The 23627-nt window shown below is 61.3% G+C and carries 18 protein-coding genes; 9 read left to right on the top strand and 9 right to left on the bottom strand.

Annotated elements, in window-relative coordinates:
* Positions 1 to 116: 116 nt before the first annotated feature.
* The gene (locus AB4O16_RS20540; protein WP_160390261.1) at positions 117 to 374 is read right to left on the bottom strand and encodes a hypothetical protein; all 258 of its coding nucleotides are present in this window, start codon (positions 372 to 374) and stop codon (positions 117 to 119) included.
* Between the two features lie 324 nt (positions 375 to 698).
* Complete coding sequence (locus AB4O16_RS20535) at positions 699 to 2282, bottom strand: peptide chain release factor 3 (RefSeq protein ID WP_060541686.1); 1584 nt, start codon at positions 2280 to 2282, stop codon at positions 699 to 701.
* A 466-nt stretch (positions 2283 to 2748) separates the two neighbouring features.
* Between AB4O16_RS20535 and AB4O16_RS20530 the strand changes: the two genes are divergently transcribed.
* The 4 genes from AB4O16_RS20530 to AB4O16_RS20515 are packed head-to-tail and all read left to right on the top strand — an operon-like array spanning position 2749 to position 6172.
* Positions 2749 to 3438: an ABC transporter permease gene (locus AB4O16_RS20530; protein ID WP_460158081.1), complete on the top strand. Its 690-nt coding sequence runs from the start codon at positions 2749 to 2751 to the stop codon at positions 3436 to 3438.
* A 20-nt stretch (positions 3439 to 3458) separates the two neighbouring features.
* On the top strand, positions 3459 to 4352 hold the full coding sequence (locus AB4O16_RS20525) for a glycine betaine ABC transporter substrate-binding protein (RefSeq protein ID WP_460155679.1): 894 nt from the start codon (positions 3459 to 3461) through the stop codon (positions 4350 to 4352).
* A 12-nt stretch (positions 4353 to 4364) separates the two neighbouring features.
* Entirely contained in the window at positions 4365 to 5018 is a 654-nt protein-coding gene (locus AB4O16_RS20520; protein ID WP_460155678.1) for an ABC transporter permease, read from the top strand.
* Complete coding sequence (locus tag AB4O16_RS20515) at positions 5015 to 6172, top strand: osmoprotectant ABC transporter ATP-binding protein OsmV (RefSeq protein WP_460155677.1); 1158 nt, start codon at positions 5015 to 5017, stop codon at positions 6170 to 6172. The genes AB4O16_RS20520 and AB4O16_RS20515 overlap by 4 nt, the downstream gene beginning before the upstream one ends.
* Here AB4O16_RS20515 and AB4O16_RS20510 read toward each other — a convergent pair.
* On the bottom strand, positions 6169 to 6417 hold the full coding sequence (locus AB4O16_RS20510; protein ID WP_460155676.1) for a hypothetical protein: 249 nt from the start codon (positions 6415 to 6417) through the stop codon (positions 6169 to 6171). The genes AB4O16_RS20515 and AB4O16_RS20510 overlap by 4 nt on opposite strands.
* Positions 6418 to 6821: 404 nt before the next feature.
* Here AB4O16_RS20510 and AB4O16_RS20505 point away from each other — a divergent pair, with 404 nt between their 5' ends.
* Complete coding sequence (locus AB4O16_RS20505) at positions 6822 to 7985, top strand: type III PLP-dependent enzyme (protein WP_014716890.1); 1164 nt, start codon at positions 6822 to 6824, stop codon at positions 7983 to 7985.
* A gap of 162 nt (positions 7986 to 8147) precedes the next feature.
* On the opposite strand, the gene AB4O16_RS20500 is transcribed toward AB4O16_RS20505, so the two are convergent.
* Both AB4O16_RS20500 and AB4O16_RS20495 read right to left on the bottom strand, forming a co-directional pair.
* Positions 8148 to 8879 carry a tetratricopeptide repeat protein gene (locus AB4O16_RS20500; RefSeq protein ID WP_460158080.1) on the bottom strand — a complete coding sequence of 244 codons (732 nt, stop codon included), beginning with the start codon at positions 8877 to 8879 and terminating at the stop codon, positions 8148 to 8150.
* Positions 8880 to 8909: 30 nt separating this feature from the next.
* Positions 8910 to 9590, bottom strand: a complete 681-nt coding sequence (locus AB4O16_RS20495) for a Fe2+-dependent dioxygenase (RefSeq protein WP_460155675.1) — start codon at positions 9588 to 9590, stop codon at positions 8910 to 8912.
* A 206-nt stretch (positions 9591 to 9796) separates the two neighbouring features.
* On the opposite strand from AB4O16_RS20495, the gene AB4O16_RS20490 reads away from it, so the two are divergent.
* Positions 9797 to 12121 carry a TonB-dependent receptor gene (locus AB4O16_RS20490; protein WP_460155674.1) on the top strand — a complete coding sequence of 775 codons (2325 nt, stop codon included), beginning with the start codon at positions 9797 to 9799 and terminating at the stop codon, positions 12119 to 12121.
* Between the two features lie 258 nt (positions 12122 to 12379).
* On the top strand, positions 12380 to 14908 hold the full coding sequence (locus tag AB4O16_RS20485; protein WP_460155673.1) for a PepSY domain-containing protein: 2529 nt from the start codon (positions 12380 to 12382) through the stop codon (positions 14906 to 14908).
* 144 nt (positions 14909 to 15052) lie between these two features.
* Here the strand turns inward: AB4O16_RS20485 and AB4O16_RS20480 are convergent, their stop codons facing one another.
* The 4 genes from AB4O16_RS20480 to ptsP form a co-directional block, all read right to left on the bottom strand.
* The gene (locus tag AB4O16_RS20480) at positions 15053 to 16594 is read right to left on the bottom strand and encodes an alkaline phosphatase D family protein (protein ID WP_460155672.1); all 1542 of its coding nucleotides are present in this window, start codon (positions 16592 to 16594) and stop codon (positions 15053 to 15055) included.
* A 193-nt stretch (positions 16595 to 16787) separates the two neighbouring features.
* Positions 16788 to 18527: a PTS fructose-like transporter subunit IIB gene (locus AB4O16_RS20475; protein WP_460155671.1), complete on the bottom strand. Its 1740-nt coding sequence runs from the start codon at positions 18525 to 18527 to the stop codon at positions 16788 to 16790.
* 11 nt (positions 18528 to 18538) lie between these two features.
* Positions 18539 to 19480: a 1-phosphofructokinase gene (gene pfkB, locus AB4O16_RS20470; protein ID WP_160390271.1), complete on the bottom strand. Its 942-nt coding sequence runs from the start codon at positions 19478 to 19480 to the stop codon at positions 18539 to 18541.
* Positions 19480 to 22341 carry a phosphoenolpyruvate--protein phosphotransferase gene (ptsP, locus tag AB4O16_RS20465; RefSeq protein WP_460155670.1) on the bottom strand — a complete coding sequence of 954 codons (2862 nt, stop codon included), beginning with the start codon at positions 22339 to 22341 and terminating at the stop codon, positions 19480 to 19482. Before ptsP ends, pfkB begins: the two co-directional genes overlap by 1 nt.
* Here ptsP and AB4O16_RS20460 point away from each other — a divergent pair.
* Entirely contained in the window at positions 22340 to 22495 is a 156-nt protein-coding gene (locus AB4O16_RS20460) for a hypothetical protein (RefSeq protein ID WP_160390273.1), read from the top strand. The genes ptsP and AB4O16_RS20460 overlap by 2 nt on opposite strands.
* 135 nt (positions 22496 to 22630) lie before the next feature.
* Complete coding sequence (gene cra / locus AB4O16_RS20455) at positions 22631 to 23626, top strand: catabolite repressor/activator (protein ID WP_160390274.1); 996 nt, start codon at positions 22631 to 22633, stop codon at positions 23624 to 23626.
* Position 23627 lies beyond the last annotated feature (1 nt).

The raw sequence follows: 23627 nt of genomic DNA, 5'->3' as shown, positions 1-23627 counted from the left end.
GTCGTCATTCCTGTCGCACAGCATGATTATTCCCAAGTGGAGTTGATCGACGGTTGTCTGCAGTGTGATGGAAATCCTACAAGGGTCCGGAAGAAGGGGTTTGTTTTGTCTGAAATTTACGTCTGGCTGTCGCCTTCATCGGCATCATCAGAGTCCGGCTCGTCTGTGGTCGAGTCGTCGTCGTTGTCAGCACCACCCTGCCCCTGATCTCCCGGCTCCGATTCGGATTTGGCGAGCATCAACCCCGCGTAACCCGCCTGCCCGCTTGAAGCCTGTTCCCCGTGATCGACGCACTCGGCCCACGCCAGCGAAGTTCCGAGCGAGAGCATCACCATCACCTTCAACAGCAGTAAAACGCGAAACAACCTGTTCATAGCCGATTCCTTCCTTTTTCGTAGAGTGCCTGTCTGGCGCTGAGTCAAATCTAGTTCCGATCAGCCGGGTTCTCAAGATTGGACGCTCTGGCACGAAGGAAAATGCAGCGGGTTTGGAGACCGGTTTGGAATAGGGGCTATTCCCAACGACTCCTGTAGGAGCGAGCCTGCTCGCGATGATCTCGGCCGCGCTGCGTTTATCCAGAAAGGGCGCGTCATCGTTAGCCTCCATCGCGAGCAGGCTCGCTCCTACAGGGAATTGCGCCAGGCAATAAAAAACCCCGCTGCTTTCGCGAACGGGGTTTTTGATTTTCAACTCAACGCTTAATGATGCTCGCGCGTCGCACGGAATTTCACGTCCGGCCAGCGCTCTTCCATCAACGCCAGGTTGACCCGCGTAGGCGCGAGGTAGGTCAGGTGACCACCGCCGTCCAGTGCCAGGTTTTCCACGGCCTTGTTGGAGAATTCCTCAAGCTTCTTCTTGTCGCTGCATTCGATCCAGCGCGCGGAATAAACGGTGATCGGCTCGTAGGAGCACTCGACCTTGTATTCCTCTTTCAAGCGGCTGGCGACCACATCGAACTGCAGCACGCCGACGGCGCCGAGGATGATGTCGTTGCTGCGCTCCGGGAAGAACACCTGGGTCGCGCCTTCTTCGGCCAGCTGCTGCAGACCTTGACGCAGTTGCTTGGATTTCAGCGGATCTTTCAGGCGTACGCGGCGGAACAGTTCCGGAGCGAAGTGCGGGATGCCGGTGAAGCCCAGGACTTCGCCTTCGCTGAAGGTGTCGCCGATCTGGATGGTGCCGTGGTTGTGCAGGCCGATGATGTCGCCGGCAAACGCTTCTTCCAATTGCTCACGCTCGGAGGAGAAGAAGGTCAGCGCGTCGCCGATCCGCACGTCCTTGCCGGTGCGCACGTGGCGCATCTTCATGCCTTTTTCGTACTTGCCGGAGCAGATACGCATGAAGGCGATGCGGTCGCGGTGTTTCGGGTCCATGTTCGCCTGGATCTTGAAGATGAAGCCCGAGAACTTCTCTTCCACCGGCTCCACGGTACGCTCGTTGGCCACGCGCGCCAGTGGGCGCGGCGCCCAATCAACGACGGCGTCGAGTACGTGGTCGACACCGAAGTTGCCCAGTGCGGTACCGAAGAACACCGGGGTCAACTGGCCGTCGAGGAACTCCTGCTGGTTGAACTCGTGGCAGGCGCCCTGCACCAGTTCCAGCTGCTCGATGAAGCGCTCGTACTCGTCACCCAGGTGCGCCCGGGCTTCATCGGAGTCGAGCTTCTCGATGATCTTGGTTTCGGTACGCTCGTGGCCGTGACCGGCGGTGTACACGATGATGTAGTCATCGGCGAGGTGGTAAACACCCTTGAAGTCGCGGTAGCAACCAATCGGCCAGGTGATCGGCGCCGCCTTGATCTTCAGGACCGCTTCGATTTCGTCGAGCAGTTCGATCGGGTCGCGGATGTCACGGTCGAGTTTGTTGATGAAGCTGACGATCGGCGTGTCACGCAGACGGCAGACGTCCATCAGGGCGATGGTCCGTGGCTCTACACCTTTACCGCCGTCGAGAACCATCAAGGCCGAGTCCACCGCCGTCAGGGTGCGGTAGGTATCTTCGGAGAAGTCTTCGTGGCCCGGGGTGTCGAGCAGGTTGATCATGTGCTCGCGATACGGGAACTGCATGACCGACGTGGTAATGGAAATACCCCGCTGCTTTTCCATTTCCATCCAGTCGGAGGTGGCATGGCGGTCGGATTTACGAGATTTCACCGTACCGGCTACCGCAATCGCCTTGCCCATCAGCAAGAGTTTCTCGGTGATGGTGGTCTTACCGGCATCGGGGTGGGAAATAATGGCGAAAGTGCGGCGTTTCGCGACTTCGGCGGCCTGTTTGGTCATGGGAAATCGCCTGGCAGGTGATTCAAAAAAGGGCGCAGATTATAGCCCAAGTTGATCGAAGAACCGAACCGTTGAGCACATTAGGGGTGGCCAAATGCTGCTTCAGATGGGAACCTTTTAAGGCACGGAGACGTCCACTCCCCCGTAACGACCACTCGTCGGGGGCCTGAAACACCTGCAATTCAGCCTGACGAGGCTGTGCTCATGGCTCGATATGCCGTACGCGCACCCCTGTAGGAGCGAGCCTGCTCGCGATGGACGTCAACGATAACGCTGGGTATCTGAAGGTACGCGTTGTCTGGACGTTTTTCGCGAGCAGGCTCGCTCCTACAGTGAAGCGCGCTCGGCAAGAGCTGCTTATCGCGATCATTTTTTCGGCAGCCAGGAATGGCGTTGCCACACGAAAATCTGTTCGCCGACTGAAAAAAGGAGTCCGCCTGTGGCTATCCGCTATGGCAAAGGGCTGATGGGAGGCGCGCTGGTAATCGCCCTTCTGGCCCTGCTGATCCAATGGATCGGCATCAACACGATCGAACACTACCGCGACGATTTGTTGTTTTACCTGCAAGCTCATCTGATTCTCGTCCTCGCGTCCATGCTGGCCGCCCTTGTCGTGGGCATTCCTGCCGGCATCCTCCTCAGCCGCCCGTCCATGGTCGGTCGCGCCGAGCGCTTCATGCAGTTCTTCAATATCGGCAACACCGTTCCGCCCCTGGCCGTCCTGGCCATCGCCCTGGGCATCCTCGGCATCGGCAGCGGTCCCGCCATCTTCGCCCTGTTCCTCGCCTCGCTACTGCCCATCGTGCGCAACACCTACGAAGGCCTGAAAAACGTTCAAGGCTCGCTCAAGGAAGCCGCCGTCGGCATCGGCATGACCCCGCGCCAGGTGCTGTGGAAAGTCGAATTGCCCAACGCAGTGCCGATCATCATCGGTGGCGTGCGCGTGGCGTTGGCGATCAATGTCGGGACCGCTCCGCTGGCGTTCCTTATTGGCGCCAACAGCCTTGGCAGCCTGATATTCCCCGGCATTGCCCTGAACAATCAGCCGCAATTGCTGCTCGGTGCCGCGTGCACCGCGTTGCTGGCCTTGTTGCTCGACGGCCTGGTGACACTCGCCAGCCGCCTCTGGCTCGAACGCGGCTTGCGCCCGTCTTAAGCCCCGGCAAAGGAATCGTCATGAAAACATCAAGCTTTTTACTAGGCTGCATCCTGCTGTGCGCAGGATTTGCCCAGGCCGCGGAAAAACCGTTGATCCGCATCGGCGCCCGGGTGTTCACCGAACAGACCCTACTGGCGGAGATCACTTCGCAGTACCTGCGCACCAAGGGTTACGACGTACAAGTGACCGGCGGCCTGGGCAGCAATCTGGCCCGCAGCGCCCACGAAAGTGGCCAGTTGGACATGCTCTGGGAATACACCGGCGTTTCGCTGGTGGCCTACAACCATGTCACTGAAAAACTCGACAGCGAACAGTCCTACGCCCGGGTGAAAGAACTCGACGCGAAAAAAGGCCTGGTCTGGCTCACTCCGTCGAAATTCAGCAATACCTACGCCCTCGCCCTGCCGAAGAACGTCGCGGACCAATACCCGCAGATCAACACCATCAGCGAGCTGAACACGGTACTGCGGGAAGAGGCCAAGACCAACAATCTGGTGGCGCTGGATACCGAGTTCGCCAACCGTTCGGACGGACTGGATGGCATGGTCAAGCTCTACGACATGAACCTGACCCGCAAGAACATCCGCCAGATGGACGCCGGGCTGGTCTATACCGCGCTGCGCAACGGCCAGGTGTTTGCCGGCCTGGTCTACACCACCGACGGTCGGCTCAACGCTTTCAAGTTGAAACTGCTGGAAGACGACAAGCATTACTTCCCCGACTACACCGCAGCGCCCGTGGTGCGCCAGGCCTACCTCGATGCGCATCCGCAACTGGCCGAACAACTCAAGCCGCTGGCCGAACTGTTCGACGACAACACCATGCGCGAGCTCAACGCGCGGGTCGATGTCGATCACCAGAGCCCTTCAACCGTTGCCGCCGATTTCCTGCGCCAACACCCGATCAATTAAGGAGGAAAAGTCATGGAATTCCTGAACGCCTTTTCCCATCTCGACTGGCCACTGGTCCTGCATCTGACGGGGCAACACATCACCCTCGTCGGTATTGCCGTGACTCTGGCGATTCTGGTCGGTGTGCCGCTGGGCATTTTGATGACGCGCTTCCCGAGCCTCGCTGGCCCCTTGCAGGCCAGCGCCACGGTGCTGCTGACCGTGCCGTCGATTGCCCTGTTCGGCCTGCTGCTGCCGTTCTACTCCAAGTTCGGTCAGGGCCTCGGTCCGATGCCGGCGATCACCGCCGTGTTCCTCTACTCGCTGCTGCCGATCATGCGTAACACCTACCTCGCGCTGACCAGTGTCGAACCGGGCATCCGCGAAGCCGCGCGCGGCATCGGCATGACCTTCGGCCAACGCCTGCGCATGGTCGAGCTGCCCATCGCCGTGCCGGTGATCCTCGCCGGCGTGCGCACCGCCGTGGTCATGAACATCGGCGTCATGACCATCGCCGCCACCATCGGCGCCGGCGGCCTGGGCGTGCTCATCCTCGCTTCCATCAGCCGCAGCGACATGTCGATGCTGATTGTCGGCGCCGTGCTGGTCAGTGTGCTGGCGATCATCGCCGACCTCATGCTGCAAGTGCTGCAACGCTCGTTGACTCCAAAAGGACTCCTGAAATGATCGAACTTCAAAACCTCGGCAAGACCTTCCAAAGCAACGGCAAAGACGTGAAAGCCGTGGACTCGGTGAGCCTGACCGTCAATGAAGGCGAAATCTGTGTGTTCCTCGGGCCATCGGGTTGCGGCAAGAGCACCACGCTGAAAATGATCAACCGCCTGATCAAGCCGACCTCGGGCAAGATCCTGATCAATGGCGAAGACACCACCGGCCTCGACGAAGTGACGCTGCGCCGCAACATCGGCTACGTGATCCAGCAGATCGGCCTGTTCCCGAACATGACCATCGAGGAGAACATCGTGGTCGTGCCGAAGCTGCTCGGCTGGGACAAGCAGAAGTGCCACGACCGCGCCCGCGAATTGATGAGCATGATCAAGCTCGAACCCAAGCAATATCTGCATCGCTATCCACGGGAGTTGTCCGGTGGCCAGCAGCAGCGGATCGGCGTGATTCGCGCACTGGCGGCCGATGCGCCGCTGCTGCTGATGGACGAACCGTTCGGCGCGGTCGACCCGATCAACCGCGAGATGATCCAGAACGAGTTCTTCGAAATGCAGCGGGCGCTGAACAAGACCGTGATCATGGTCAGCCATGACATCGACGAGGCGATCAAGCTTGGCGACAAGATCGCGATCTTCCGCGCCGGCAAGCTGTTGCAGATCGATCACCCGGACACGCTGCTCGCGCACCCGGCGGATGACTTTGTCAGCAACTTCGTCGGCCAGGACAGCACGCTCAAACGCCTGTTGCTGGTGAAGGCCGAAGACGCGGCGGACAACGCGCCCTCCGTCAGCCCGCAAACCCCGGTGGCCGAAGCGCTGGAGTTGATGGATGAACACGACCGCCGTTACGTGGTGGTCACCTGCACCGAGAACAAAGCCCTGGGTTATGTAAGACGTCGCGACCTGCACCGTCAGACCGGTACCTGTGCGCAGTACCAACGCGAGTTCAACGCCACGGCAGCCTACGACGAGCATTTGCGCATCCTGCTGTCGCGCATGTACGAGTTCAACAGGGCGTGGTTGCCGGTGATGGATGCCGAGCGGGTGTTTTTGGGAGAGGTGACACAGGAGTCGATTGCAGCTTATTTGAGCTCAGGCCGGTCGCGGGGGATGAAGACCAGCATCGTGTCACCGGCCGAAGCGGTCATCAGTTAAGACCGTAGACCTGTAGGAGCCGGCTTGCTGGCGATAGCGGTAGGCCAGACGATAGGGATTTCATCTGCAAAATCGCTTTCGCCAGCAAGCCGGCTCCTACAAATGTCGTTGTTGGCCATTTTTTTTGTGATGAACAGACCGGAAAAAAATATCAACACGCCCTGCGACACAAACCACACATAAACACCTGTCACAAAAGCCAAAATACGCCCCGAAACGACCTTCTCGAGGCAAACTTCGCCCATATTGTCGCCATCGTACTTCCTAGCGACTCAGCGCACAAAAGCATCGAACGTGCAGGTATTTTTAACACTTCAGAATTCTTCGGGAACATCCGACTGTCATCTCAGTCGGTTACAACGAGTGAAGAACGTAACGCACGTCAGAAGCGTGCAAAAACGCGACATTTTTTGTTGATCTCAAGCCCCTCACGCCCTAAAGTTCGCGCCGAACGTCCATGCTGGAAACGATCCATCCGGCTCAAGTACTGACGACGAGACAGCAAGGCCAAGGGAAAGCTGCACTTCCCATGGCCTTTTTGCTTTCGGCGACATGCCTTGGGAAGTAGGCGAACCAAAGTGGGGATACGGAGGACGTTCATTTGCACCCATTGATCAAATTAGTTTGCCCTTAGGTAGGAGTTCCCAGCATGTCGATCAACGTCGAAGATTATTTCGCGCGCGCCACTTTTGACAAAATGAAGGCGTTCGCCGACAAGCAAGAAACCCCGTTCGTGGTGATCGACACCGCGATGATCAGCCAGGCCTACGATGACCTGCGCGCCGGTTTCGAATTCGCCAAAGTTTATTACGCGGTCAAGGCCAACCCTGCCGTCGAGATCATCGACCTGTTGAAAGACAAGGGTTCGAGCTTCGACATCGCCTCGATCTACGAGCTGGACAAGGTCATGGACCGCGGCGTCAGCGCCGACCGAATCAGCTACGGCAACACCATCAAGAAATCCAAGGACATCCGTTACTTCTACGAGAAGGGCGTGCGCCTGTTCTCCACCGACTCCGAAGCCGACCTGCGCAACATCGCCAAGGCCGCTCCGGGCTCGAAAGTCTACGTACGTATCCTGACCGAAGGCTCGACCACTGCCGACTGGCCACTGTCGCGCAAATTCGGCTGCCAGACCGACATGGCCATGGACCTGCTGATCCTCGCTCGCGACCTGGGCCTGGTGCCTTACGGCATCTCCTTCCACGTCGGCTCGCAGCAGCGCGACATCAGCGTCTGGGACGCAGCGATCGCCAAGGTCAAAGTGATCTTCGAACGCCTGAAGGAAGAAGACGGCATCCACCTGAAGCTGATCAACATGGGCGGCGGCTTCCCGGCCAACTACATCACCCGCACCAACAGCCTGGAAACCTACGCTGAAGAAATCATCCGTTTCCTCAAGGAAGACTTCGGTGACGATCTGCCGGAAATCATCCTGGAACCTGGCCGTTCGTTGATCGCCAACGCCGGCATCCTGGTCAGCGAAGTGGTACTGGTTGCGCGTAAATCCCGCACCGCCGTCGAGCGTTGGGTGTACACGGATGTGGGTAAATTCTCCGGTCTGATCGAAACCATGGACGAAGCCATCAAGTTCCCGATCTGGACCGAGAAAAAAGGCGAGATGGAAGAAGTGGTCATCGCCGGCCCGACCTGTGACAGCGCCGACATCATGTACGAAAACTACAAGTACGGCCTGCCGCTGAACCTGGCCATCGGTGATCGCCTGTACTGGCTGTCGACCGGTGCGTACACCACCAGCTACAGCGCCGTCGAGTTCAATGGCTTCCCGCCGCTGAAGTCGTTCTACGTGTAAATACACCACGCTGAAAACAAAAAGCCCATGACGCGTCATGGGCTTTTTTGTTTTCTACGCACATCCCTGTGGGAGCGAGCTTGCTCGCGATGGCGATAGGTCAGTCAGCATTGATGTTGAATGTCATGACGTCATCGCGAGCAAGCTCGCTCCCACAAAGGCTCAAGAGACTCGGGTTAATTCGACGACTCGATGATGGAATTCGTGGGCCAGCGCCTGAATCCTCGGATCGGTCGCGCCCATCAACGCCTGACTCGCCACCCGCAAAAAATTCAGGTTGCCACCGGCCAACGCCTTGCGCAGCCAGACCAATGCATCCTCGATATTCCCTTCGCCGGTCAACACCGCCGCAAAGCTGAACTGCCCGCGAAAATCCCCGCCCTCGGCCGAACGTCGATACCAGTTACGAGCCGCCGCCGGATCCGCCGGACAGACCCGCCCTTCTTCCAGATACCGTCCCAACAGATTCATCGATTTCGCATGACCCAACTCAGCTGCACGGCGATAGAGATTCAGCGCTTGAAGCTGATCCTCAACCACCCCACGCCCGGTCGCCAGCAGATTGGCATAGTTGTACATCGCCCAATCCAGCCCGGCCTGCGCAGCAACTCGATAATACCGTGCGGCAAGCGATGCATCGGCAACACAACCCCAACCGTGTTCATGACAACGCCCGAGCATGTTGCGCGCCATCAGGTGCCCCTGGTTCGCGGCGATGCCGAACCAGCGCAGCGCCAGCGGCTGGTCCCGGGCGATGCCCTGGCCGTCGAGCAAAATCTGCCCGAGCAAGGCCTGGGCTTCGACCTCCCCTTCACGTGCAGCGATCAGGATGGCCTGGGCCGCTCGCGCCGGGCTTTCGTCGAGCATCGCGCGCAGGCGCTCGCCGTCGAGCATTTCCTCGCGGCGTAAACGAAAATCCGCCACTTACACCTCGACCCAGCGACGCAACAGGTTGTGATACGTACCGGTCAGGCGAATCAGCGATGGATGATCAGGCACATCACGGGTCAGTTGCTGGATGGCCCCATCCATCTCGAACAACAGGGCACGCTGGCTGTCTTCGCGCACCAGGCTTTGGGTCCAGAAAAACGAGGCGAATCGCGTTCCGCGTGTCACCGCGTTGACCTTGTGCAGGCTGGTGCCGGGGTACAGCACCATGTCACCGGCAGGTAGTTTCACCCGCTGGGTGCCGAAGGTGTCCTGGATTTCGAGCTCGCCGCCGTCGTAATCCTCGGGCTCGCTGAAGAACAGCGTCGCGGACAGATCCGTACGCACCCGCTCGATGCTGCCTTGGGGCTGACGCACCGCGTTGTCGATATGGAAATCGAAGCTACCCCCGGCGGTGTAACAGTTCACCAGCGGCGGAAAAACCTTGTGCGGCAGCGCAGCCGACATGAACAGCGGATTTTTCCACAGCCGCTCCAGCATCGCCGCGCCAATCTCCTTGGCCAGCGGATGCCCTTCAGGCAACTGCAGATTGTGTTTGGCCTTGGCCGACTGGTAGCCCGCGGTGATCTTGCCATCGGCCCAGTCTGCCTGCTGCAGAGCCTCGCGAATGCGCTGCACCTCGTCTTTTGCGAACAGGCCGGGAATGTGCAGCAGCATGACAAGACACCTGAAAACAAAGGGACGCCAATGGTATTGATTCTTATTGCCTATGTAAAACCCGGCAGACGAATGAGTCAGCAAAAACCGTAAGGGTAAATTGTAAAGAATGTAAATTCAGTGCGAATAGTAATGTTTCGCAATTGTTACGAATACGTATTTACCCTATATTCCGCCGCCTCAAATCCTTGGGGAGGGGAATTCAAATGTCGCGTCAACAACCACAAGTACCGGTCAGTTCACCACGTTTGCTCGCATCGGCCATCGGCATGGCGATTACTGCCGGCTCTGCGGGCCACATGGTTTTCGCGGCGGAAAAAACCGACGGGAAAGCACCGGACAATGTGATTTCGCTGGGCGCCACCGCCATCACCGGCGAAGCCCAGGACGAGACAACCTACAACGTCGAGAAAGCCTCCTCGCCCAAGTACACCGCGCCACTGATCGACACGCCGCGCTCGGTGACCGTGGTTCCGCAACAAGTCTTGAAAGACACCGGTTCGATGAACCTGCAGGACGCGCTGCGCACCGTTCCAGGCATCACCTTCGGTGCCGGTGAAGGCGGCAACCCGCAAGGCGACCGACCGTTCATCCGCGGCTTCGACGCCCAGGGCGACACCTACCTGGACGGCGTACGCGATACCGGCTCCCAGAGCCGCGAGATCTTCGCCGTTGAATCGATCGAAGTCAGCAAAGGCCCGAACTCCGCAATCGGCGGCCGTGGCGCAGCCGGTGGCAGCATCAACCTGGTCAGCAAGAAAGCGCACCTGGGCGACTCGCTCGACGGCGGTTTCACCTGGGGTTCCGACCAGACCCAGCGCTACACCTTCGACGGCAACTACCAGTTCACCGACACCGCCGCCGGCCGTCTGAACCTGATGAGCCACGAGAGCAACGTCGCCGGGCGTGACAGCGTCGACTACGACCGCTGGGGTGTTGCACCGTCCCTGGCCTTCGGCCTGGGCACGGACACTCGCGTCAACCTCGACTACTACCACCTCGAAAGCAACGACACGCCGGATTCGGGCATTCCGTACTCCATTCCGGCCGCAGGTTCGGCCGCGCGCACCAAGGCCAACCCGGACAAGCCGAACGACGGCGGCGACAGCAGCAACTTCTATGGCCTGACCGACCGCGACTTCCGCAAGGGTCGCACCGACACGGCAACCTTCGCCATCGAGCACGACCTGAGCGACGCCCTGACCGTCAAGAACACCCTGCGTCACGGCTCCAGCATGCAGGACTACATCCTGACCCAGCCCGATGACAGCAAAGGCAACGTCAACAACGGCAGCGTCTGGCGCCGCGCGAATACCCGCGTGAGCAACACCGAGACCACCACCAACCAGACCGACCTGTTTGGTGATGTCTACATCGCCGGTTTCAAGAACAGCTTCTCCACCGGCGTCGAATACACCCACGAGGAAAGCGAAAAATCCTCGTACAACGTCAATACCGACACCACGCCGGGAACGCCAGCGGTGACCACCAACTGCTCGCCGGCACTGATCGGCGCGCCTAGCGGTTACAACTGCACCTCGCTGTCCAACCCGACTCCGAACGATCCGTGGAACGGCGCCATCTCGCGCAACTATGCCGGCACCGACACCAAGGCCAACACCTACGCGCTGTATGTGTTCGACACCCTGACGCTGTCCGAGCAATGGCTGGTGAACATGGGCCTGCGTTACGACCACTTCGACACCGACTACAAAACCTACAACAGTTCCAGCGTGACCACGTCCAAGGGCGATGACACCAGCGAATTCGTCACCGGTCAGTTTGGTGTGGTGTACAAGCCAGCGGAAAACGGCAGCATCTATGCGTCCTACGCAACGTCCGCCACTCCGCCGGGCAACACCCTTGGCGAAGGTTCGGAAGGCAACCCGTTGGGCGGCACACCGGATCGCAACGGCAACCTGCTGAAAAGCGACATGGAACCGGAAACCACCAAGAACTACGAAATCGGTACCAAGTGGGACCTGCTGAACGATCGTCTGTCCGTGACCGCCGACATCTTCCGCACCGAGAAAGAAAACGCTCGTGTGCAGACCAACACCACGACGTACGAAAACGTCGGCAAAACCCGCGTTCAAGGTGTCGAACTGTCGGCCACCGGCAAGCTCACCGACAAATGGCAGGTCTTCGCCGGCTACGCCTACATGGACAGCGAGCAAGTCGATGGCGGCGACATGCCGGCAAACAAAGCCAACGATGGCAACGAACTGCCTAACACGCCGAAAAACAGCGCCAGCCTGTGGACGACCTATCAGGTCACGCCAAGGCTGACCATCGGTGGCGGTGCGTTCTATGTCGATGACGTGTTCGGCAGTGCCGCCAACACCACCATGGTCGATTCCTACGTTCGTTACGACGCGATGGCGGCCTACAAGCTGACCAAGAACGTCGACCTGCAACTGAACGTGCAGAACCTGACCGACGAAACCTACTACGACAAGGCGTTCTCGACTCACTTCGCCAACCAGGCGGCCGGCCGTACCGCTTTGCTGAGCACCAACTTCCACTTCTGATGGAAATTTGACTACGCAACCTCTTCTGTTGGAGCGAGCTCGCTCGCGATGGTCTTCAACGATGACGCGGTTAGCCTGAAACCCCAGGTCGTTCTTGAGTTCATCGCGAGCAAGCTCGCTCCTACAGAGGTCGGTGTTGGCGCAGGCCCCGTTCATACCGTGAACGGGGCCTTTGTGCGTAAAAAAGAATGCTTCTCGACAACCCCACGGCATAATGCGCGCCGTGATGAATCAAATTGAACGAACAAGGCGAGCGACGTGTTGAAGAAAACCCTGTTCCAGTTGCACTGGTTTTTCGGCATCAGCGCCGGGCTGGTTCTGGCCCTGATGGGCATCACCGGGGCGATGGTATCGTTCCAGGATGAAATCCTGAGCGCGCTCAACCCTTCTGTGTTGCAGGTCGAAAAACAGGTCGCCGGCGTGCTGCCACCTGTCGAACTGGTGGAGCACATCGAAGCCGCATCGGGTAAGAAAGTCTCGATGCTCACCGTGGAAACCGACAGCGGCAATGCCGCCAAGGTGTGGTTCACCCCGCCACCGGGTGAGCGCCGTGGCGAGATGCGCTACTTCGATCCCTACACCGCCGAGTTCCTCGGTGATGCCTCCGGCCAGGGCTTCTTCGGCCTGATGCTGCAACTGCACCGCTTCCTCGCCATGGGCGATACGGGTCGGCAGATCACTGGCGCCTGCACCCTGATCCTGGTGTTCTTCTGCCTGTCCGGCCTGTACCTGCGCTGGCCGCGCCAATGGAAAAGCTGGCGCGCCTGGCTGACCCTGGACTGGAAGAAAAAGGGCCGCAGCTTCAACTGGGACCTGCACTCGGTGGCTGGCACCTGGTGCCTGGTGTTTTACCTCCTGGCAGCCTTGACCGGCTTGTCCTGGTCGTACGAGTGGTACAACAAGGGCCTGACCCGGTTGCTCTCTGATTCACCGCAAAACGAACGCGTTCGCGGCGGACGTGGCCCCGTGCCACAAGGTCCGGCACCGACAGCCGATTACGCGGCCATGTGGAGCAGCATCTACAGCGCGGCCGGCCCGCAACTCAGTTCCTATAACGTGCGCATGCCGCCAGTGGCCGGCCAGCCAGCGACCGTTTACTTCCTGCTGAAAACCTCGCCGCATGACCGCGCCCTGAACCAGATCACCCTCGACCCGACCACCGGCGTGGTCAAACGGGTCGATCGCTACAGCGACAAGCCCCTCAAGGCGCAACTGCTGACCAGCATCTATGCGCTGCACGTCGGCAGTTACTTCGGCATCGTCGGACGCATCATCCTGACCGTCACCTCGCTGAGCATGCCGTTGTTTTTCATCACCGGCTGGTTGCTGTACCTGGATCGTCGCCGCAAAAAACGTCAGATCAAGGACGCTCGCCAGGGTCTTGTAACACCAGCGAATGACGCACCGGCGTGGCTGATCGGGTTCGCCAGCCAGAGCGGGTTCGCCGAGCAGTTGGCCTGGCAGACCGCCGGGCAATTGCAGGCCGCAGGGCTACCGGTGAAGGTGCAGCCGCTGGCGGACGTCAGCGAGCAGGATTTGCAGGATTCGAGCAACGCACTGTTCGTCGTCAGCACCTTCGGCGACGGCGAAGCGCCGGACAGCGCCAGGGGGTTCGAACGCAAGGTTCTGGGCCGCTCGCCGAGCCTGGAGCGCCTGAACTATGCGGTCCTCGGCCTCGGCGACCGGCAGTACCAGCACTTCTGCGGATTCGCCAAACGCCTGCACAGCTGGCTCGGCGAGCACGGCGGCAAGACTTTGTTCGCTCCGGTGGAAGTCGACAGCGGCGATCCTTACGCGCTGCGCCACTGGCAACAGCAATTGGGCCTGCTGACCGGCCATGCCCCCGTCGACACCTGGCAAGCGCCCAGCTATGACAACTGGACCCTGGCCCGCCGTGAACTGCTGAACCCGGACAGCAGCGGCTCCCCGGTGTACTTGCTGGGCCTCAGCGCCCCGACCACCAGCAGTTGGCTGGCCGGTGATCTGGTGGAAGCGTTGCCGCGCAATTGCCCGTGGGCCATCGAGCATTTCCTCGACGGCCTGGGGATTCACGGTGAGACCAAGGTGCAGCTCAACGGCCTGGAGGAAACCCTTGAACAGGCCCTGGCCAGCCGCCAGTTGCCGGAGAACCGCGCCCATCTGGTCGGCCTGCACGCGCAGGCGCTGGCCGAAGCCCTCGTACCGCTGGCCATGCGCGAGTACTCCATCGCGTCGATTCCGGCCGATGGCATGCTGGAACTGATCGTACGCCAGGAAGTGCATGCCGACGGCAACCTCGGCGTCGGTTCTGGCTGGTTGACCGAGCACGCGCCTGTGGGCAGTTCCATCAGCCTGCGCGTGCGGCGCAACAGCGGTTTCCATCTGCCGGCCCAACCGGCGCCGATGATCCTGCTGGGCAATGGCACGGGGCTGGCCGGGTTGCGCAGCCTGCTCAAGGCACGGATTGCCGATGGTCAGCAACGCCACTGGCTGCTGTTTGGCGAGCGCAATCGCGAGCACGACTACCTGTGCCGAAATGAGCTGGAGGAGTGGCTGATCAATGGTGACCTGGCGCGCCTCGACCTGGCGTTTTCCCGAGACCAGGCACAAAAGATCTACGTACAGGATCGCCTGCGTGAATCGGCGGACCAACTGAAGCAGTGGCTGGCGGACGGTGCGGTGATCTACATCTGCGGCAGCCTTCAAGGCATGGCTTCAGGCGTGGACCAGGTGCTGAACGAGGTGCTGGGTGCCGCCGAAGTGGAGCGCCTGATCGAACAGGGCCGCTACCGCCGCGACGTTTACTGACTCACTGAGATCCCGGTAGGAGCGAGCCTGCTCGCGATGGTCGTTAACGATGACGCGTTCATACAGGATGAGCGCGTTATCCTCAGGTTCATCGTCGGAACGCCGCCCGGAGCAGGCTCGCTCCCACAGGGGCTCGGGTGTGAGTCAAACCGGCTGCAACTTCTGCTCGAATACAGACACCCCATCCAGATCCCGCAACACCACGCTCAATTCCCCGCTCTGCCCTTCGATGTTCACCTCGCCAAAAAACTGAAACCCGGCAAACGGCGAGGCGTTCTGCGTTGGGGATGCCTTCTCGAATATCACTTCTGGGCCAAAGGTTTTATCCAACAAGTCTGGCCCGAAACTGCCCGCATTCAACGGCCCGGCAATGAACTCCCAGAACGGTTCAAAGTCCTGGAACGACGCCCGATCCGGGTGGTAATGATGCGCGGCGCAGTAATGCACTTCCGCGGTCAGGAACAGGAAATTACGCACCTGCCGGGCCCGCAGGAAGCCGAGCAATTCGGCAATTTCCAGCTCGCGCCCCTGGGCCGGGCCGGGATCACCGTTGGCCACCGCTTCCCACCGCGTGACACCGGGGCTGACTTCACCGTCAGGTGCGCCAAGGCCAATGGACATGTCGGCGGCGATCACTTTCCATTGCGCGTTCGAGGCCTGCATTTCGCGCTTGAGCCAGTCCAGTTGCTCACGCCCGAGAAACGGCCTGGCCTCGCCCAGATTGTCGTCGTTGGCCCCGCGATAACTGCGCATGTCCAGCACGAACACATCCAGCAGCGGTCCGTAACCGAGCTTGCGATAGATCCGCCCGCCGCCATCGGCACGCTGCAGGCGCATCGGCGCGTACTCGAGCCAGGCCTGGCGGGCGCGGTCCACCAGGCTGTGGATATCTTTGCTCTGGTAGCGCGCATCCGGCTGCTTGCCGGGCGACCAGTTGTTCAGCACCTCGTGGTCGTCCCACTGCCAGATCTGCGGGACCTCGGCATTGAAGCGCCGGATGTTCTCGTCCATCAGGTTGTAGCGGTAATTACCGCGGTACTCATCGAGGGTCTCGGCGACTTTGCTCTTGGCCTCGGTGGTGATGTTGCGCCACACCCGCCCGCCTTCCGCATTGAGCTGCGCCGGGATCGGGTTGTCGGCGTAAATGGTGTCGCCGCTGTGGATAAAAAAGTCCGGCAGACGCCGGCGCATCGCCTCGTAGATGCGCATGCCGCCAATGTCCGGGTTGATCCCGAAGCCCTGGCCGGCCGTGTCGCCGCTCCACACGAAACGGATGTCGCGCAGGGTTTGCGGCACGCTGCGCAAGTGACCGAACCAGGGCTCACTGGCAACGCCGCTCAGGGCGTCTTCAAACTGCACACGATAGAAAATCGCCTGGTCGGCGGGCAGCCCGGTGAGTTCGATCCGGGCGGTGAAATCAGTGCGCGCATCGACCAGGGGCGAGACGAATCGCCGAGGGTTGGGAAACAGGTTGCGGGTGTCCCACTCCACCACCATCCGCGCAGGGCGGTCGCAGCGGCTCCAGATGATCGCCCGATCGCCCAGCAGGTCGCCGGACTGCACACCGTCGGTCAGTTGCGGCCGATCCTTGAGCGAAGCGATCACCGCCGGCGCCAGCCCTGGCAGCAACAATCCGGCGCCGACCGCTTGAACGACACGACGGCGCCCGGGGTTGAAATCGCTCATGGCGTTCTCCCTGGAGTGGAAAAACCAAAGCATGGCCCCATGACCCTGGCATGACACGAATCTCGCCAACACCATCGATCCCCTGTAGGAGCGAGCCTGCTCGCGAAGAACTCAAGGACATCACGTTCATTCAGGATGCGCGCGTTATCGTTGACGACCTTCGCGAGCAGGCTCGCTCCTACAGTTTTTTGTGTCAGGCCTTGACCGGCTCCAACGCTAATTCAACTGCCTCCGGCCGCTTGACCAGCGCATACACCACCGCCGTCAACAGACTCCCCGCGACAATCGCCAGCAGATACAACAGCGCATGATTGATCGCATTCGGAATCGCCAGCACGAACAACCCACCGTGGGGCGCCATCAGTTTGCAGCCGAAATACATCGACAGCGCACCGGTCAGCGCACCGCCGGCGATGCTCGCCGGAATCACCCGCAACGGGTCTTTCGCGGCAAACGGAATCGCCCCTTCGGAGATGAAGCATAGCCCCAGCACCAGCGCTGCCTTGCCGGCTTCGCGCTCGGTCTGGGCAAACTTGCGTCGGGCGATGAACGTGGCGATGCCCAGGCCAATTGGCGGCACCATACCAGCGGCCATGGTCGCCGCCATCGGCGCATAACTCTGCGATGCCAGCAGGCCCACCGAGAACGCATAGGCCGCCTTGTTGATCGGCCCGCCGAGGTCGACGCACATCATCCCGCCCAACAGCACACCCAGCAGGATCGCGTTGGTGGTGCCCATGCTGTCGAGAAAATGCGTGAGACCGGCGAGCATCCCGGCCACCGGTTTGCCGACCACGTAGATCATCACCAGACCGGTGAACAGACTGGCCAGCAACGGAATGATCAGGATGGGTTTGAGCGCCTCGAGACTCTGCGGCAGACGCGCATATTTATTGATCGCCCTGGCCGCATACCCGGCAAGAAAACCGGCAATGATCCCGCCGATGAAACCGGCGCCCAGGGTGCTCGCCAGCAGTCCGCCGATCATCCCCGGCGCGAGGCCCGGGCGGTCGGCAATCGAGTAGGCGATATAGCCTGCCAGCAGCGGCACCATCAACTTGAACGCGGTGTCGCCACCGATCTGCATCAACGCCGCCGCCAGCGTGCCTTCTTCCTTGAATGCAGTGATGCCGAACACGAACGACAGGGCGATCATCAAGCCGCCGGCAACCACCATCGGCAACATGAACGACACACCGGTCAGCAGGTGTTTATAGACGCCGGTTTTCTCTTGTTTGACCGCTGCATTGGCAGCGCTCGATGTGCTTTCCTGCCGGCCTTCGGCCAAGGCCTTTTGCAGGGTCACTTCGGCTTGCTTGAGGGCGATGCCGGTGCCACAGCGATAGATTTTCTTGCCGGCGAAACGCTCGGTGGCGACTTCGATATCGGCCGCCAGCAGCACCACATCGGCCTCGGCAATCGCTTGTGCGCTCAATGGATTGCGCGCGCCGACCGAGCCCTGGGTTTCCACCTGCAGGTCATAGCCCAGGCGCTTGGCCGCTTGCTGCAAGGCTTCGGCGGCCATGAACGTGTGCGCCACGCCGGTCGGGCAGGCGGTGACGGCCACCAGTCGCGGCGAGTTCTGGGCAATCGCCACGGGTTCTAAGACGGCTTCTACAGCAGCGTAAACCTGAGCGTCCTGCGCACCACGCCGCAGTACGGCTTCGACGTCTTGCAGGGCCTGGGCCGGGGTGCTCTGGAACACCCGCTTGCCAACAAACCGCGACATGTCCACCGGTGCGCTGGTCACCAGCAGCACCCACTCGGCCGCGTCGAGGGTGGCCGCCGACAGTTGCTTTTCAGGGTGCGCGGCGTCGGTGATTTCGACACTGGTGCTCCAGCCCTGACGCTGGGCCGCGGCATCGAGCAGTCGGGCACACAGCACACTGGTGACCATGCCGTTCGGGCAGGCCGTAATGATGGCTAACTTCATGACAAACCCTCTTATTGTTCTGTCAGGGGACGCACGCGTACACCCTGTTCGAGCTGCGCCAATTGCGCCGCATCGCCAATGCCGAAACCGATCTGGGTCACCGCCATCGCGGCAATCGCCGTGGCGGTGCGCAAGGTCTGCTCCGGCGTATCGGCACTGAGCAAACCGTGGAGCATTCCCGCCAGCAATGAATCACCCGCGCCCACCGTGCTGGCGACGCTGACCCTGGGTGGCGTGGCATGCAGCGCCGAGCCGACGCTGAACCAGTTCACGCCTTCGGCGCCGTGGGAAATCACCACATGCTCGATGCCCTGGGCGTGCAAGCGCTCTGCCGCCTCGGCCTGGGCAGTGACCGACACGACCTCGCAGTCCAGTACCTCGGCCAGCTCTTCGGTGTTGGGTTTGATCAGCCACGGAGCGGCCTTGAGCGCCTCGCGCAACGCCTCGCCGCTGGTGTCGAGGGCGACGTTCAGGCCCAGTTGCTTCAAGCGCAAGATCAACGCCTGCAACCAATGCGCACTGACGCCCAACGGCAAGCTTCCGGCGACCACCACCGCATCGTGACCCGGGGCGATCTGCTCCAGTCGATCGATCAACGCCTGCTGCGCCGCTTCGCTGACCTGCGGTCCCGGCCCGTTGATGTCGGTGATGCGGCCGTCGCTTTCGGCCAGTTTGATGTTGCTGCGGGTTTCTCCCGGAACGCGGATGAAGGCATCGACAAAACCGCGCCTGGCGAACAGCGTTTCGAACGCTTGCAGGTTGTCTTCGCCAAGAAAACCACTGACGGTCAATTGATGCCCGAGGTCCGCCAGCACTTGCGCCACGTTCACGCCCTTGCCGGCGGCGTGGGTGTGCATGACATCGCTGCGGTTGACCTGGCCGACTTCAAGGCGCGGCAACTGGACGGTCAGGTCCAGCGCCGGGTTGAGGGTCAGGGTGAGAATCCGGGCCATTACAGGGCCTCCACTAGTGCACGCACTTCATCGGCGCTGCCCACGGCCAGGGCCTGGCGGGCAAGGGTTTGAGTCTGAGTGAAGCCCAGTTCGCGTATTCGCGCCTTGACCTCGGCAATGCTGCGCGCGCCGACACTGAGCTCATCCACCCCGAGGCCGACCAGCACCGGCACCGCCAGCGGGTCCGCCGCCAGCTCGCCGCACACACCGACCCATTTGCCATGGGCATGGGCCGCGCGCACGGTGATGTCGATCAGTTGCAGCACCGCCGGGTGCAAGCCGTCAGCCTGGGCCGACAGCGTCGGATGGCCACGGTCGATGGCGAGCGTGTATTGGGTCAGGTCGTTGGTGCCGACGCTGAAAAAGTCCACCTCTTTGGCCAGCACCGGCGCCAGCAATGCCGCCGACGGTACTTCGATCATGATCCCCAGTTGCAGGTCGGTAACGGGGATTTCCTGGCGCAGGCGTTCGGTCATGTCACGGGCCTGGCGCCACTCGTCGACGCTGCCCACCATCGGGAACATGATCCGCAGCGGGCGGTTGTCGGCCGCCCGCAGCAAGGCGCGCAATTGCGCTTCCATGATCTGCGGACGCTGCAAGGTCAGGCGAATGCCGCGTACGCCGAGGAAGGGGTTCTCTTCCTTCGCGATCGGCCAGTACGGCAGTGGTTTGTCGCCCCCGACATCGAGGGTGCGCACCACCAGCGGCCGTCCGGCCAGGCCGTCGAGGACGCGGCGGTACTCGGCTTCCTGGGTCGCCTCGTCGGGCGCTTGCGGGTGAGCCATGAAAATCAGTTCGGTGCGCAACAGGCCGATGCCTTCGGCGCCCTGCTCCACCGCACTGATGACGCCGGCACTTTCACCGATATTGGCAAACACTTCGACGGCATGGCCGTCGGTCGTCAGTGCCGGCTGGTGGCGCTGCTCGGCCGCGGCCTTCAAGCGTTGTTCGCGGGTATCGCGTTCGACCGTGGCGCGCTGCAAGGTCGCCGCGTCAGCGTCCACGTGCAGACGCCCACGCTGGCCATCGAGCAGCAGCGGCGTACCCGGCGCCAGCAACAACACGCCGGGGCCGGCACCGACCAGGGCCGGGATGCCCAGGGCCCGGGCAACAATCGCGCTGTGTGCCGTCGCGCCACCCCGGGCGGTGAGAATCCCGGCCACGCGAGCCGGGTCGAGACGCGCGACGTCGGATGGACCGACCTCGTCCATCACCAGAATGTACGGCTGATCCGGTTCGCTCGGGGTTTCGATGCCACTGAGTTGCAGCAGTACCCGACGCCCGATGTCGCGCAAGTCGGCAGCGCGCTCGGCGAGCAAGGCATCCTGCAACGCTTCCTGCTGCCGGGCCGCCGCTTCTATCACGAGCATCCACGCCGCCTCGGCGCTTTCGCCCTGCTTGAGGCGCGTATCGACCTCATCGGTCAGCTCCGGGTCGTCGAGCATCTCCTGGTGGGTGATGAAGATTTCGCGGATGGCTTTGCTCTTGCTGCGCTCGATCAGCCCCTGGATGTCACGGCGTACCTGCACCAGGGCTTGCTGGAGACGCTCACGCTCGATGCCGGCAGACTCGCCGCGCAACGGGTAATCGATGGTTTGCAGCACTTGAATATGCGCCGGGCCGATGGCGATCCCCGGCGCGGCTGCAATCGCCTGAACCACACTGCCCGACACCGGAGCGAGGACCACTTCGGCCATCTCGACAACGACTTCGCGTGCCTGGCTGACCGGCGGCAGCGGCTCGACATCTTCACCAAGGCCTTCTTCGATGGCCGTCAACAAGGCCGGCAACGCATCAGCCGCGATCACCGGTTCGGCGATGAACTCCAGGACCTGCCCACGACGGGCGCCGAGGCTGAGCAACTTGCTCAGGCTCTTGACCGACACCGCGCTGTCGTGACCATCGACAATGCGCACGCGGATTTCACCTTCGAAGCTCTTCGCCAGTTGCGCGAGGATCTTCGCCGGCCGCGCATGCAACCCGTGGGCGTTGGCCAAGGCAATGCGCGCGCTGGGCCAGTCGGCGGGCACCTCGCCACCGAGCACTTCGAGGACTTTGCGACTGCTGGTGGCGCGCCCCAACTCATGGCCACGCCCTTCGATCAACAACGCGCACAGGCGTTCGAGCAGGGCTTGATGGGCCTCACCGAGGCTGGCCAGGCAGAACAGTCCATTGAGTGGCTGGCCGAGATAGCGCAGTGGTTTGTCCGGGGTGACAAAAGCCAGGCCAGGACGCTTCACCGTTTGCTCGCTGTGCAACCACCACAGGCCATCACCCAGGGGCAGCGCTTCAACCTGCTGCAGCACGGCAGAGAAACCGTTGCTCACACAGTCGGCCTGACGCAACAAGCGTGCGCCGCGCCAGACCAGCTCTTCGAAATCTTCGGCCGCCACACCCAGGCCGATCATCTGCGCATCCAGCGCCAGCTCCTGCGGCGCGCCTTGCAGCAATTTCAGCAGCGCTTCGGCGGAACCGGCACGACGCAGGGCCTGGCCCAGGTCCGTCTCGCCGAGCGCGCGGGTGAGCAATTGCAACAGACGAAGATGCTCATCGGATTTGGCGGCGATGCCGATCGCCAGGTAAACGATCTGGCCGTCGCCCCAATCCACGCCTTCGGGGAACTGCATCAGGCGCACACCGGTGGTGAACACCAGGTCGCGGGTTTCGGGCGTACCGTGGGGGATGGCAATACCTTGGCCGAGAAAGGTCGAGCCCTGGGCCTCCCGCGCCTGCAATCCGGCGAGATAGCCCTCGGCAACCAGGCCGTCGGCGACCAGATGCCGGGCCAGCAATTGCAGCGCTGCGGATTTGTCCACGGCCGACTGGCCCATGGAAATCTGCTCTACAGTGAGCTCGAGCATGCTTTCTCCTTTTTGGCGCCTTGGGGCACCAGGTATTGTTTTGAATGAGTCAGCCAGGCGCATGGTCGTCACTTTTGGCGGTTTCACGGCAGAACCGGCCAAAGGCGCCTTTAACGTAGAAAATACGCTTGCTGAAACGTTTAATCTAGAATGAATGGCACGTTACTCGATAATGTCCCATCCTTGAAGCTCAACTTGTCGGATGCGTTGCGACAATGGTCGCCTGCCTTAATCGGTTAGGATTGACGAAAATGTCGAGGCAATCTCGAAAAAACAAGGAAACAGCGGGTTGAAACTCAGTGATATCGCCCAGCTTGCCGGTGTGTCCGTCACCACCGCCAGCTATGTCATCAATGGCAAGGCCGAACAACAGCGCATCAGCAGCGCCACCGTCGAACGCGTGCGCGCGGTCGTCGAACAACATGGCTTCACGCCCAATCCTCAGGCCGCCGGTTTGCGCAGCCGGCACACCCGTACATTGGGCTTCATTCTGCCGGATCTGGAAAACCCCAGTTATGCGCGAATCGCCAAATTGCTGGAACAAGGCGCGCGGGCCCGGGGCTATCAGCTGCTGATCGCCAGTTCCGACGATGCCCCGGACAGCGAACGGCAGTTGCTGCAACTGTTCCGCGCCCGACGTTGCGACGCCCTGATCGTTGCCAGCTGCCTGCCGGCCGGCGACGACAGCTATCTGCAATTGCAGGCCAAGGGTATTCCGATCATCGCCATCGACCGGGTCATGGAACCCGAGCATTTCTGTTCGGTGATCAGTGATGACCGCGAGGCCAGCCTGCAACTGACCCGCAGCCTCTTGGAGCCGCAGCCCAAACAGATCGCGCTGATCGGCGCCCGCCCGGAACTGAGCATCAGCCAGGAACGTTGCGCCGGCTTCAAAGAGGCGCTCGCCGGGTTCAAGGGTGAGGTGCTGATCGAAGAAGGCGAATCCTTCAGCCGCGAGTGCGGCAAACAACTCATGGAAGAGTTGCTGCAGCGCCTGGGCCACTTGCCCGATGCGTTGGTGACCACCTCCTATGTGCTGCTTCAGGGGGTGTTCGATGCGCTGCACGACTTCCCGCTGAAAAACCGTCCGCTGCGCCTTGGCACGTTCGGCGACACTCAGTTGCTGGACTTCCTGCCGCTGCCGGTCAACGCCATGGCCCAGCAACATCAGTTGATCGCCGACAAGGCCCTCGAGCTGGCCCTGGCAGCCATCGAGCAGTCGGATTACCGGCCCGGCGTGCAGGCCATCCCGCGGACGTTCAAGCAGCGTATTCTTCAGGACTGAG

This window comes from Pseudomonas sp. S2_H10, from assembly GCF_054668285.1.
The sequence above is the reverse complement of the archived record's forward strand: the minus strand, read 5'-3'. Positions and strand labels throughout refer to the sequence as shown.

What these genes read in the sequence shown, in the direction of transcription:
- AB4O16_RS20510 (WP_460155676.1), bottom strand. Translation starts at nt 6,417, where the DNA reads ATGGGCGAAGTTTGCCTCGAGAAGGTCGTTTCGGGGCGTATTTTGGCT.
- AB4O16_RS20530 (WP_460158081.1), top strand. Translation starts at nt 2,749, where the DNA reads ATGGGAGGCGCGCTGGTAATCGCCCTTCTGGCCCTGCTGATCCAATGG.
- AB4O16_RS20475 (WP_460155671.1), bottom strand. Translation starts at nt 18,527, where the DNA reads ATGAAGTTAGCCATCATTACGGCCTGCCCGAACGGCATGGTCACCAGT.
- AB4O16_RS20480 (WP_460155672.1), bottom strand. Translation starts at nt 16,594, where the DNA reads ATGAGCGATTTCAACCCCGGGCGCCGTCGTGTCGTTCAAGCGGTCGGC.
- AB4O16_RS20535 (WP_060541686.1), bottom strand. Translation starts at nt 2,282, where the DNA reads ATGACCAAACAGGCCGCCGAAGTCGCGAAACGCCGCACTTTCGCCATT.
- AB4O16_RS20520 (WP_460155678.1), top strand. Translation starts at nt 4,365, where the DNA reads ATGGAATTCCTGAACGCCTTTTCCCATCTCGACTGGCCACTGGTCCTG.
- pfkB (WP_160390271.1), bottom strand. Translation starts at nt 19,480, where the DNA reads ATGGCCCGGATTCTCACCCTGACCCTCAACCCGGCGCTGGACCTGACC.
- AB4O16_RS20495 (WP_460155675.1), bottom strand. Translation starts at nt 9,590, where the DNA reads ATGCTGCTGCACATTCCCGGCCTGTTCGCAAAAGACGAGGTGCAGCGC.
- AB4O16_RS20460 (WP_160390273.1), top strand. Translation starts at nt 22,340, where the DNA reads ATGCTTTCTCCTTTTTGGCGCCTTGGGGCACCAGGTATTGTTTTGAAT.
- AB4O16_RS20505 (WP_014716890.1), top strand. Translation starts at nt 6,822, where the DNA reads ATGTCGATCAACGTCGAAGATTATTTCGCGCGCGCCACTTTTGACAAA.
- AB4O16_RS20525 (WP_460155679.1), top strand. Translation starts at nt 3,459, where the DNA reads ATGAAAACATCAAGCTTTTTACTAGGCTGCATCCTGCTGTGCGCAGGA.
- AB4O16_RS20515 (WP_460155677.1), top strand. Translation starts at nt 5,015, where the DNA reads ATGATCGAACTTCAAAACCTCGGCAAGACCTTCCAAAGCAACGGCAAA.
- AB4O16_RS20500 (WP_460158080.1), bottom strand. Translation starts at nt 8,879, where the DNA reads ATGCTCGACGGCGAGCGCCTGCGCGCGATGCTCGACGAAAGCCCGGCG.
- ptsP (WP_460155670.1), bottom strand. Translation starts at nt 22,341, where the DNA reads ATGCTCGAGCTCACTGTAGAGCAGATTTCCATGGGCCAGTCGGCCGTG.
- AB4O16_RS20490 (WP_460155674.1), top strand. Translation starts at nt 9,797, where the DNA reads ATGTCGCGTCAACAACCACAAGTACCGGTCAGTTCACCACGTTTGCTC.
- AB4O16_RS20540 (WP_160390261.1), bottom strand. Translation starts at nt 374, where the DNA reads ATGAACAGGTTGTTTCGCGTTTTACTGCTGTTGAAGGTGATGGTGATG.